We start from the raw sequence: 13677 nt of genomic DNA on the forward strand, positions 1-13677 counted from the left end.
TTCCCGAATTTCCCGTAAGCCGATTTCAGGCAGGAACCCCATGATGGACGCCTTCGAACTCCCTCGCACCCTGGTCCAGTCCCTTCAACAGCGTGCTGCGCAGACGCCGGACCAGGTGGCGTTGCGCTTCCTCGCCGAGAGTGCCGAGCACAGTGTGGTGCTCAGTTATCGCGACCTCGACCAACGCGCCCGCACCATCGCCGCCGCCTTGCAAGCCAACGCTGGCCTGGGCGAGCGTGCGGTGTTGCTGTTCCCGAGTGGCCCGGACTATGTGGCGGCGTTCTTTGGTTGCCTGTACGCCGGGGTGATCGCGGTGCCGGCGTATCCACCGGAATCCACGCGTCGTCATCACCAGGAGCGCCTGCTGTCGATCATCAGCGATGCCGAGCCGCGGCTGCTGTTGACCATTGCCAGCCTCAGCGAGGGCCTGGCGCAGATTGAAAACGCGCCCAAGGTGTTGAGCGTCGACACCCTGGAGGCGCAGCAGGCCGACCAGTGGGTCGAGCCCGACCTCAAGGCCGACGACATCGCGTTCCTGCAATACACCTCCGGCTCCACCGCATTGCCCAAGGGCGTGCAAGTCAGCCACGGCAACCTGGTGGCCAACGAAGTGCTGATCCGCCGTGGTTTTGGCATCGACCTCAACCCCGATGACGTGATCGTCAGTTGGTTGCCGCTGTACCACGACATGGGCCTGATCGGCGGCCTGCTGCAACCGATCTTCAGCGGCGTGCCCTGCGTGTTGATGTCGCCGGCCTACTTCCTTGGCCGACCTTTGCGCTGGCTGGAGGCGATCAGCGAATACGGCGGCACCATCAGCGGTGGCCCGGACTTCGCCTACCGCCTGTGCAGCGAACGGGTCAGTGAGTCGGCCCTGGAACGCCTGGATTTGAGTCGCTGGCGCGTCGCCTATTCGGGTTCCGAGCCAATCCGCCTCGACACCCTGGAACGCTTCGCGGAAAAATTCGCGGCCTGTGGTTTCACGCCGAATAATTTCTTCGCCTCCTACGGCCTGGCCGAAGCCACCCTGTTTGTCGCCGGCGGTACCCGTGGCCGTGGCATTCCCGCCCTGCGCCTGGACGAACAGGCGCTGGCCGCCAACCGTGCCGAACCGGGGCAGGGCCCTGCGATCATGAGTTGCGGCACCAGCCAGCCGGACCACGCCGTGCTGATCGCCGACCCGCACACCCTCACCGAGCTGCCCGACCAGTGCGTCGGCGAACTCTGGGCCACGGGCCCGAGCATCGCCCACGGCTACTGGCGCAACCCGCAAGCCAGCGCCAAGACCTTCATCCAGCACGCTGGCCGCACCTGGTTGCGCACCGGTGACCTGGGTTTTATCCGCGACGGTGAGGTGTACATCACCGGGCGCCTGAAAGACCTGCTGATCGTGCGCGGCCACAACCTTTACCCCCAGGACATCGAACAGACCATCGAGCGCGAAGTGGAAGTGGTGCGCAAGGGTCGGGTCGCCGCGTTTGCGGTCAATGACCAGGGCCTGGAAGGCATCGGCATCGCCGCGGAAATCAGCCGCAGCGTGCAGAAAATCCTGCCGCCCGAAGCGCTGATCAAAGCGATCCGCCAAGCCGTGGCCGAGGCCTGCCAGCAAGCTCCGAGCGTGGTGGTGCTGCTCAACCCAGGCGCTTTGCCGAAGACCTCCAGCGGCAAAGTGCAGCGTGCGGCCTGTGCGATTCGGCATGCCGATGGCAGCCTCGACAGCTACGCGCAGTTCCCCGGGCAGCCGGGGCAGGCGAGCGAAGTGGCGCTGGAATCGGACCTGCAACGGCAGATCGCGGCGATCTGGTGCGAACAACTGCAACTGGCTCATGTGGCGGGCGACGATCACTTTTTCCTGCTGGGGGGCAACTCCATCACCGCGACCCAAGTGGTCGCCCGCCTGCGCGAAAGCCTGGGGCTGGAACTGAGCCTGCGCCTGCTGTTCGAAGCGCCGACCCTCGCCGCCTTCGCCACGGCCGTCGCGCAACTGCAACAGGATGGCGGCGTGGCCCAAGGCGCAATCCACGTGCTGTCACGTCAAGAAGACCTGCCCCAATCCCTGGCACAGAACCGCCTGTGGATCACCTGGCAATTGGACCCTCACAGCAGTGCCTACACCATTCCAGGCGCCTTGCACCTGCGCGGCGAGCTGGATGAAGACGCACTGCGCCACAGCTTCCAGCAACTGATCCAGCGTCACGAAGCCCTGCGCACGCGCTTCTACGAGCGCGACGGCCAGGCGTTCCAGCGTGTCGAGGCTACGGCGGATTTCGAACTGCCGATCATCGACCTCAGTGACCTGCCCAACACCGAGCGCGAAGCCCGTGCGCAAGAGGTTCGCGAAGACCAGGCGCGCAGCCCGTTCGACCTGGAAAAAGGCCCGTTGCTTCGGGTTACCCTGGTGCGCCTGGGCGATGAAGAGCACCAACTGCTGGTGACGCTGCACCACATCATTGCTGACGGTTGGTCGCTGAATATCCTGATCGACGAGTTCTCGCGCCTGTACGCCGCTGCCGCCCAAGGCCAGTCTCTGGAGCTGCCGCAGCTGGCCTTGCAATACGCCGACTACGGCAGCTGGCAGCGCCAATGGCTGGCCGAAGGCGAGGGCCAGCGACAGCTGACGTACTGGAAAGCGCAGTTGGGTGACGAGCATCCGGCCCTGAACCTGGCCACCGATCACCCGCGTGCAGCCCAGCATCGGCACAGCGCCTCGCGCCATCGCCAGCGCCTGGATGCGCGCCTCAGTGCGGCGATCCGCCAGACCGCCCAGGCCCATGACTCAACACCGTTCATGCTGCTGCTGGCGACGTTCCAGACCTTGCTCTATCGCTACAGCGGCCAGCGCGACATCCGTATCGGCGTGCCCAATGCCAACCGCCCACGCCATGAAACCCAGGGCCTGATCGGCTTCTTTATCAACACCCTGGTGCTGCGCGCCGAGCTGGACGGGCGCCTGCCGTTCAACCAACTGTTGGCCGCCACTCGCGAGACCACATTGGCCGCCCAGGCCCATCAGGACCTGCCCTTCGAACAACTGCTGGAAGCCTTCCCCCAGGCCCGCGAACAGGGCCTGTTCCAGGTCATGTTCAACCACCAGCAGCGCGACCTCAGTGCCTTGCGCCGCCTGCCGGGCCTGCTGGCCGAAGAGTTGCCCTGGCACAGCCGCGAAGCCAAGTTCGACCTGCAACTGCACAGCGAAGAAGACCGCAATGGGCGCTTGAGCCTGTCGTTCGACTACGCCGACGAGCTGTTCGATTGCGCGACCATCCAGCGTCTGGCCGAGCACTTCATCCATCTACTTCAAGCTGTGTGTACGCAACCACAACACGCCATCGGCGATCTGCCGTTGATGCAGGCTGACGAACAGCAACCCTGGAGCGAAGCCCCCTGCGCGCCGGCCCGGCACTGGCTGCCCGAGCTGCTCAATCAGCAGACGTCGGACGCCACCGCATTGGTCTGGCAGGACGGCAGCCTGACATTCGCCCAATTGCACACCCAGGCCAACCGCCTGGCCCATTACCTGCGCGACAAAGGCGTCGGCCCGGACGTGTGCGTGGCCATCGCCGCCGAGCGTTCGCCGCAACTGCTGATCGGCCTGCTCGCCATCATCAAGGCCGGTGGCGCCTACGTGCCGCTGGACCCGGATTACCCCGCCGAACGCCTGGCCTACATGCTCAAGGACAGCGGCGTGCAACTGCTGCTCACCCAGACCGCGTTGCTGCCCCAACTGCCCAGCGCCGAAGGCGTGTGCGTGATTGCCATGGACAGCCTGCACCTCGACAGCTGGCCGACCCAGGCGCCAGGCTTGCACCTGCACGGCGATAACCTCGCCTACGTGATCTACACCTCCGGTTCCACCGGCCAACCCAAAGGCGTGGGCAACACCCACGGCGCCCTGGCCGAGCGTTTGCAGTGGATGCAGGCCACCTATCAACTGAACGAAACCGATGTGCTGATGCAAAAGGCGCCGATCAGTTTCGACGTGTCGGTGTGGGAATGCTTCTGGCCATTGATTACCGGCTGCCGCTTGGTATTGGCCGGGCCGGGCGAACATCGCGACCCGCACCGCATCGCGCAGCTTGTGCAGGAACACGGGGTGACCACGCTGCACTTCGTGCCGCCGCTGTTGCAGCTGTTTATCGACGAGCCGCTGGTGGCCGAATGCACCAGCCTGCGTCGCCTGTTCTCCGGCGGCGAAGCCTTGCCCGCCGAACTGCGTAACCGCGTACTGGCGCGCTTGCCAGCGGTGCAATTGCACAACCGCTATGGCCCGACCGAAACCGCGATCAACGTCACCCACTGGCAGTGCGCCGCCTCGGATGGCGAGCGCTCGCCGATTGGCCGGCCGTTGGGCAATGTGATCTGCCGCGTACTGGACGAGCAGCTCAACCCGTTGCCGGCCGGTGTGCCGGGCGAACTGTGCATCGGCGGTATCGGCCTGGCGCGGGGTTACCTGGGCCGTGCCGGGCTGACAGCCGAACGTTTTGTCGCCGACCCGCTGGGCGCGGCGGGCACCCGCTTGTATCGCACCGGTGACCGTGCGCGCTGGAACGCCGATGGCGTGCTCGAATACCTCGGACGCCTCGATCAGCAGGTCAAACTGCGGGGGTTCCGGGTGGAGCCGGAAGAAATCGAAGCGCGCCTGCTGGCCCAGGTAGGCGTTGCCCAGGCCGTGGTGCTGGTGCGTGATGCACAGTTGATCGGCTACTACACCGCCGACACCGAACTGGATGAGCAAAGGGTCAAAACCGCCCTGGCCGCCGAGTTGCCGGAGTACATGGTGCCCGCGCTGCTGATGCGCCTTGACGCCATGCCCCTGAGCCCCAGCGGCAAGCTCGACCGGCGTGCCTTGCCAGAGCCGGTATGGCAAACCCGCGAACACGTCGAACCGCACACACCTTTGCAGCTGCAAATCGCCGCGATCTGGCGCGAGGTGCTTGGCCTGCCACGCATCGGCCTGCGCGATGACTTTTTCGCACTCGGCGGGCACTCGTTGCTGGCCACGCAAATCATCTCCCGCACCCGCCAGGCCTGCGACGTCGAACTGCCCCTGCGCACGCTGTTCGAAGCCAGCGAGCTGGGCGATTTTGCCCAGCAGGTCGGGCTGATGCAGGCGGCGGGCCAGCGCAACCAACAGACTGCCATCGCCAAAGTCGACCGCAGCCAGCCGGTCCCTTTGTCCTATTCCCAGCAGCGCATGTGGTTCCTCTGGCAGATGGAACCGGACAGCCCGGCCTACAACGTCGGCGGCATGGCGCGCCTGCGCGGCGTGCTGGATGTGGGGCGTTTCGAGGCCGCCTTGCAGGCCTTGATCATGCGTCACGAAACCCTGCGCACCACTTTCCCAAGTGTCGATGGTGTGGCCTGTCAAAAGGTCTCGGCGCAAACCAATGTGCGCATGGACTGGCAGGATTTCTCCGCGCTGAATGAGCCGCAGCGCCAGCAGCGTTTGCAGCAACTGGCCGATGTCGAGGCGCACACGCCGTTCAACCTGGAAACCGGGCCGCTTTTGCGCGCCTGCCTAGTCAAGGCCGGCGAGCAGGAACATTACCTGGTGCTGACCCTGCACCATATCGTTACCGAAGGCTGGGCCATGGACATCTTTGCCCGTGAACTCAGCGCCTTGTACGAAGCTTTTATCGACGAGCGCGACTCACCGCTGCCAGCGTTACCGGTGCAGTACCTCGACTATAGCGTGTGGCAACGCCAGTGGATGGAAGCCGGTGAGCGCCAGCGTCAGCTGGACTACTGGACCGCCCAACTGGGCAACGAACACCCATTGCTGGAACTGCCCGGCGACCGTCCGCGGCCACCGGTGCAAAGCCATCGGGGCGAGCTGTACCGGTTTGATTTGAGCGATGAGCTGGCCGCCCGCGTACGTGCCTTCAACGCCCAGCACGGCCTCACGCTGTTCATGACCATGACCGCGACCCTGGCGGTGTTGCTCTACCGCTACAGCGGCCAGACCGACCTGCGCATCGGCGCGCCAGTGGCCAACCGTATCCGCCCGGAAAGCGAAGGCTTGATTGGCGCGTTCCTCAATACCCAGGTGCTGCGTTGCCAGCTCACTGGGCAAATGCGGGTCAGCGAGCTGTTCGAGCAGGTGCGCCATACCGTGATCGAGGGCCAGTCCCATCAGGACCTGCCGTTCGACCATCTGGTGGAAGCCCTGCAACCGCCGCGCAGCGCGGCGTACAACCCGTTGTTCCAGGTGATGTGCAACGTGCAGCGCTGGGAGTTCCAGCAAAGCCGCCAACTGGCTGGCATGACCGTGGAGTACCTGGCCAACGATGCGCGGGCGACCAAGTTCGACCTCAACCTGGAAGTCACCGACCTCGACCATCGCCTGGGTTGCTGCCTGACCTACAGCACCGACCTGTTCGACGAGGCGCGTATTGCGCGTATGGCCGAGCATTGGCGCAACTTGCTTGAAGCGTTGGTCGCCGATCCTGGCCAGCGCCTCAGCGAATTGCCGTTGCTTAGCGCGTATGAACAACGCGCCTTGCAAGACAGCCTGGGGGTGGAGAAGGGCGAGCATCGCCTCGACCAGTGCATCCATCAACTGTTCAGCCAGCAGGCCAGCCAGCGGCCGGATGCCCCGGCGCTGACCTTTGCCGGTGTGACCCTCTCGTATGCGCAACTGGATGAGCGTGCCAACCGCCTGGCCTGGATGCTGCGCGAGCGTGGCGTGGGCCCGCAGGTGCGCGTGGGCCTGGCGCTGCCGCGTTCGCTGGAAATGGTCATCGGTTTGCTGGCGATCCTCAAGGCCGGCGGTGCCTATGTGCCGTTGGACCCGGAATACCCGCTGGACCGCCTGCATTACATGATCGAAGACAGTGACATCGGCCTGCTGCTCAGTGATGCGGCGCTGTTCGAAGCCCTTGGCCAATTGCCGGCGACGGTGGCGTGCTGGTGCCTGGAGGATGACTCGCCGGTGCTGGCGAATTACCCCGCCGAAGCGCTGCCGTTCGTGAGTCTGGCACAACACCAGGCGTACCTCATCTACACCTCGGGCTCCACGGGCAAGCCCAAAGGCGTGGTGGTGTCCCACGGTGAGATCGCCATGCATTGTCAGGCAGTGATCGAGCGCTTTGATATGCGCCCGGATGACTGCGAGCTGCACTTTTACTCGATCAACTTCGACGCTGCCACCGAGCGTTTGCTGGTGCCGCTGCTGTGCGGGGCGCGGGTGGTATTGCGCGCCCAGGGCCAGTGGGATGCGGAGGAAATCTGCGCGCTGATCCGTACCCATCGCATCAATGTGCTCGGTTTCACCCCCAGCTACGGCAGCCAGTTGGCGCAGTGGCTGGCGACCCAGCAACAGACGCTGCCGGTGCGCATGTGCATCACCGGTGGCGAAGCCTTGACCGGCGAACACCTGCAACGCATCCGCGCAGCGTTCACGCCCCAGTTGTTCTTCAACGCCTACGGCCCCACCGAAACCGTGGTGATGCCCCTGGCCAGCCTGGCGCCCGAGCAGTTGGAGGAGGGCGCAGGCAGCGTACCGATCGGCAGCATCGTCGGCGAGCGCGTGGCCTACATTCTCGACGCCGACCTGGCGCTGGTGCCCCAGGGCGTCAGCGGTGAGCTGTACATCGGCGGCGCCGGCCTGGCCCAGGGTTATCACCAGCGGCCGGGGATGACGGCGGAGCGCTTTGTCGCAGACCCGTTTGCTGGCAAGGGCGGGCGCCTGTACCGCACAGGCGACTTGGTACGCCAACGCGCCGATGGCCTGGTGGAGTACCTGGGGCGCATCGACCATCAGGTGAAGATCCGCGGTTTTCGCATCGAGCTGGGCGAAATCGAAACGCGCTTGCTCGAACATGACGCTGTGCGCGAAGCGGTGGTGCTGGCACTGGATGCGCCGAGCGGCAAGCAATTGGTGGCGTACCTGGTCAGCGATGCCGAGCACGCCGCCTTGCGCGACGCGTTGAAGGCGCACCTCAAGGCGCAACTACCGGACTACATGGTGCCCGCGCATCTGATCGTGCTGCAGAGCATGCCGCTGACCGCCAACGGCAAGCTCGACCGCCGCGCCTTGCCTGAGCCGGACCCAGAGGCCAATCGCCAAGCCTACGTGGCGCCGCGCAGCGAGCTGGAACACAGCCTGGCCGCCATCTGGTGCGCGGTGCTGAACGTGGAGCAAGTGGGCCTCGACGATAACTTCTTTGAACTGGGCGGCGACTCGATCCTGTCGATCCAGGTGGTGAGCCGTGCGCGCCAGGCCGGGATTCATTTCAGCCCCCGTGACCTGTTCCAGCACCAGACGGTTCAGAGCCTGGCTGCCGTGGCCACCCGCTCGGAACGCGTCATCGCCGAGCAAGGGCTGCTGACCGGCCCCTCGGGCCTCACGCCGATTCAGCACTGGTTCTTCGACACCGATATCCCGGCGCGCCAGCACTGGAACCAGGCATTGGTGCTCAAGCCACTGCAACTGCTCGATGCCCATCGCCTGGAGCAAGCGCTGCTGGCGGTGCTGGAACACCACGACGCGCTGCGCTTGAGCTTTACCCCGCGCGATGCGCAATGGCATGCCGAACACCTGGGCGTGCCGGAAGGCGGCGTGCTGCTGCAGGCGCAGGTGCGTGACATGCAGGCGTGCACGGCGTTGTTCACCGACACTCAGCGCAGCCTCGACCTGGCACAGGGGCCGCTGCTGCGCGCCTTGCTGGTGGACGGGCCGCAAGGCCAGCAGCGCTTGCTGATCGCCATCCATCACCTGGTGGTGGACGGCGTGTCGTGGCGCGTCCTGCTGGAAGACCTGCAAAATGTTTATCGCCAACTCAGTGAAGGCCAGTCCGTCAGCCTGCCGGCCAAAACCAGCGCGCTGCGTGATTGGGCTGCACGTTTGCAAGCCTATGCCCACAGTGAGTCACTGCGCGAAGAGCTGAGCCTGTGGCAAGCGCAACTAGCTGGCCCCACCGTGGCCTTGCCAGTACAGCGTCCCCAAGGCGCACGGCGCAATAGCGATGCCGAAACGGTCAGCGTGCGCCTGGATGCCGAGCGCACCCGGCAGTTGCTGCAACAGGCGCCGAGTGCCTATCGCACCCAGGTCAACGACCTGTTGCTGACCGCCTTGGCCCGCGTACTGTGCCGCTGGAGCGGGCAGGCCTCGGCACTGATCCAACTGGAAGGCCATGGCCGCGAAACCTTGTTCGATGATATCGACCTGACCCGCAGCGTGGGCTGGTTCACCAGTGCCTATCCGTTGCGTCTGACGCCGCAGGCCGAGCAGGGCGACTCGATCAAGGCGATCAAGGAGCAACTGCGTGGCGTGCCCCATAAAGGTTTGGGGTATGGCGTGCTGCGTTACCTGGCCGATGACCTGTGCAAGCAGAGCATGGCCGCATTGCCGAGCGCGCAGGTCACCTTCAACTACCTGGGTCAGTTCGACCAGAGCTTTGGCACTGACGCGCTGTTCCACCCGCTGGAGGAATCCGCCGGCCTGGCCCATGACCCGGATGCGCCGTTGCCCAATGAACTGAGCATCGACAGCCAAGTCTACGGCGGCGAGCTGGTGCTACGCTGGACGTTCAGCCGTGAGCGGCATGATCAGCAGGTGATTCGCGATCTGGCCGAGGCCTACCTGGGCGAATTGCACAGCCTTATCGCCCATTGCCTGCAGGACGATGCCGGTGGCCTCACGCCGTCCGACTTCCCCCTGGCGCGCCTGACCCAGGTGCAACTGGACGCCTTGCCAGTACCGGCCAGCGCCATCGAAGACGTCTACCCGCTGACTCCGATGCAGGAAGGCTTGCTGCTGCACACCCTGCTGGAGCCCGGCACCGGCCTGTATTACATGCAGGACCGCTATCGCATCAACAGCGCCCTGGACCCGGAGCGTTTTGCCCAGGCCTGGCAAGCGGTGATTGCCCGCCACGAGGCCTTGCGCGCCTCGTTCTGCTGGAACGTCGGCGAAGACATGCTGCAAGTGATCCACAAGCCCGGCAGTACGCCGATCGAGTACCTGGACTGGAGCGCCGACCCGCAGGATCAGCAGGAGCCGCGTCTGCAAGCCTTGCTCAAGGCCGAACGCGAAGCCGGTTTTGACCTGCTCAACCAGGCGCCTTTCCACTTGCGCCTGATTCGCGTGGGCGAGGCGCGCTACTGGTTCATGATGAGCAACCACCACATCCTGATCGATGCCTGGTGCCGTTCGCTGCTGATGAATGACTTCTTCGATATCTACACAGCCCTGGGCGAAGGCCGCGATGCGCAACTGGCGACGCCGCCGCGCTATCGCGACTACATTGCCTGGCTGCAACGCCAGGACCTCAACGAGGCGCGCCAGTGGTGGCAGCAAAACTTGCAAGGCTTCGAGCGCGCCACGCCGATCCCGAGTGACCGCCCGTTCCTGCGCGAACACGCCGGTGGCAGCGGCGGCATGGTGGTGGGCGACTGTTACACCCGCCTGGATGCCAGCGACGGTGCGCAGTTGCGCGAACTGGCCCAGGCGCATCAGCTCACCGTCAACACCTTCGCCCAGGCGGCGTGGGCCCTGGTGCTGCGGCGTTTGAGTGGCGATCGCGACGTGCTGTTCGGCGTCACCGTGGCCGGGCGTCCGGTGGACATGCCCGAGATGCAACGCACCGTCGGCCTGTTTATCAACAGCATTGCGCTTCGGGTGAAACTGCCCGAGGACGGCGAGCGCTGCAGCGTGCGCCAGTGGTTGAGCGCCTTGCTCGACAGCAATATGCAACTGCGCGAGTACGAATACCTGCCGTTGGTGACGATCCAGGAACACAGCGAATTGCCCAAAGGCCAGCCGCTGTTCGACAGCCTGTTTGTGTTTGAGAACGCGCCAGTGGAAGTCTCGGTGCTGGACCGTGCACAAAGCCTGAACGCCACCTCGGATTCCGGGCGTACCCACACCAACTTCCCGCTGACGGCGGTGTGCTACCCCGGCGATGACCTCGGTTTGCACCTGTCCTACGACCAGCGTTATTTCGACGAAAGCACCGTGCAAGGCATGCTCGCTGAGTTCAAGCGCCTGTTGCTGGCGCTGGTGCAGGGCTTCCATGGCGACATGGCCGAGCTGGCGCTGATTGGCGAGCAGGAACGTGAATTCCTGGTGGCGGGCTGTAACCAGAGTGAGCGAGCCTATCCGCTGGAGACGAGCTACATCGAGCTGTTCGAGGCCCAGGTGGCAGAGCATCCGCAGCGCATCGCCGCCAGTTGCCTGGACCAGCAATGGAGCTACGACGAACTGAACCGCCGCAGTAACGGCCTGGGCCACGCGTTGATTGCGGCCGGTGTGGGCCTGGACCAACCGGTGGCGTTGCTGGCTGAACGTGGGTTGGACTTGCTCGGCATGATCATCGGCAGCTTCAAGGCCGGTGCCGGTTACCTGCCGCTGGACCCAGGGCTGCCCGGCCCGCGCCTGAGCCGCATCATCGACATGAGCCGCACGCCGCTGCTGGTGTGCACCGAGGCGTGCCGCGAGCAGGCCGTCGAGTTGCTGCAAGGGGTTGATTGCCAACTGCTGGTGTGGGAGGAAGTGCCCGCCCGTGGCGAAAACCCCGGTGTCTACAGCGGCCCGGACAATCTTGCCTACGTGATCTACACCTCGGGTTCCACCGGCTTGCCCAAGGGCGTGATGGTCGAACAGCGTGGCATGCTCAATAACCAGTTGAGCAAGGTGCCGTACCTGAACCTGAGCGATGCCGATGTGATTGCCCAGACCGCGTCGCAAAGCTTCGATATTTCTGTGTGGCAGTTCCTCGCCGCGCCGCTGTTTGGCGCACGGGTGGACATTGTGCCCAATACCATCGCCCATGATCCGCAAGGGTTGCTGGCCCATGTTCAAGCACAGGGCATCACCGTGCTGGAGAGTGTGCCGTCGCTGATCCAGGGCATGCTGGCCCAGGAGCGTATCAGCCTCGAGGGCCTGCGCTGGATGTTGCCGACCGGGGAGGCCATGCCACCTGAGCTGGCCCATCAGTGGCTGCTGCGTTACCCGCAGATTGGCCTGGTGAATGCTTACGGCCCGGCGGAATGCTCCGATGATGTGGCGTTCTTCCGCGTCGATCTGGCGTCGACCCGTGGCACTTACCTGCCGATTGGTACGCCGACCGACAACAACCGCTTGTACCTGCTGGACGGCGCTTTAGAGCTGGTGCCTCAAGGGGCGGTGGGCGAGTTGTGCGTCGCCGGCACCGGTGTCGGTCGTGGCTATGTCAGCGATCCGCTGCGCACCGCCCAGGTGTTTGTACCCAACCCCTTTGGCGCGCCTGGTGAGCGCCTCTACCGTACCGGCGACCTGGCACGGCGTCGCAGCGATGGGGTGCTGGAGTATGTCGGGCGTATCGACCACCAGGTGAAGATTCGCGGCTACCGCATCGAACTGGGTGAAATCGAAGCGCGCCTGCATGAACAACCCCTCGTGCGCGACGCGGCGGTGGGTGTGCAAGAGGGGGCCAATGGCAAACATCTGGTCGGCTACCTGGTGGCCGCCGATGCCACACTCGACCCGAGCGAGCAGTTGGAGCGCATCAAGCAACGCCTGCGTGCCGAACTGCCGGAATACATGGTGCCACTGCATTGGCTATGGCTTGACCGCCTGCCCCTGAATGCCAACGGCAAGCTCGACCGCAAGGCCCTGCCGGCCCTGGAGATCGGCCAGTTGCACAATCAGGACTATGTGGCGCCGTGCACTGAACTGGAAACCACGTTGGCGGGTATCTGGGCCGAGGTGCTGAAGGTCGAGCGGGTCGGGGTGCAGGACAACTTCTTCGAACTGGGCGGGCACTCGCTGCTGGCCACGCAGATTGCCTCGCGGGTGCAGAAGACACTGCAGCGCGATGTGCCGTTGCGGGCGATGTTCGAGTGCAGCACCGTGGCGGAGTTGGCCGAGTATATCGAGGGGGTGGCAGGCAATGAGATCAGTGCCGAGAAGGTGGATCGGTTGAGTGATTTGATGGCGGAGTTGGAGGGGCTTTGATCTTCGTTGTCTATCAGGGCCTCATTGCAGCATAAGCATCTACACAGCTGGACCTGTGGCGAGGGAGCTTGCTCCCGTGACGGCCTGGCAGCCGACGCTGATCGAGCTGGTGCACCGCGATCCAAATGTGGGAGCTGGCTTGCCTGCGAAGACGGCCTGCCAGCCGACACCTATCTACCTGAGGCCCCGTGATCAAATTGTGGGAGCTGGCTTGCCTGCGATAGCGGCCTGACAGCCGACACAGGTGTCAGACCGAGTACATATCCATTCCTGCGGTAACGGCCACTTAGGGTTCCGCTCTTACAGCGGGTCACTTTTGGAAAAGAGCCCCAAAAGTAACCAAAAGGGCTCCTGCCCCACCACTCGGCACCTCGCCTAGGCTCGGTGTGCCCGTAATCCGTCAGTGATTTGGGGGGCCGCCGCCACGCGCCATCCATGGCGCGGGGCGGCTAAACCGGCATCCCTGCCGGTTTACCCCCCAAATCCCTGTCGAATTCCGGCCAGCGTGGTTTAACGGGGCGCTTAAGATCAAGATCAAAAGCAGATCAAGAGCAAGAGCGACTCGCTTCGCATCGTGGTTACCGTCTGCTGTTACAACCCACAAAGTTGTGTAGATACCTATGCTCATCGCAGGCAAGCCAGCTCGCACATTGGATCGCGGGGCATCAGTTATATCTGTGTCGGCTGCCAGGCCGTCACGGGAGCAAGCTCCCTCGCCACAGATTTAGCGTCGTGCCGAA

Annotated in this window: 1 protein-coding gene; it reads left to right on the plus strand. The window is 64.4% G+C overall.

The features are described 5' to 3' along the window. Window positions 1–40: 40 nt before the first annotated feature. Complete coding sequence (locus FXO12_RS27770) at window positions 41–12937, plus strand: non-ribosomal peptide synthetase (protein WP_057976984.1); 12897 nt, start codon at window positions 41–43, stop codon at window positions 12935–12937. Window positions 12938–13677: the final 740 nt, after the last annotated feature.

The sequence above is a fragment of the Pseudomonas sp. J380 genome, assembly GCF_009827115.1.
GTDB classification, from domain to species: domain Bacteria; phylum Pseudomonadota; class Gammaproteobacteria; order Pseudomonadales; family Pseudomonadaceae; genus Aquipseudomonas; species Aquipseudomonas paracarnis.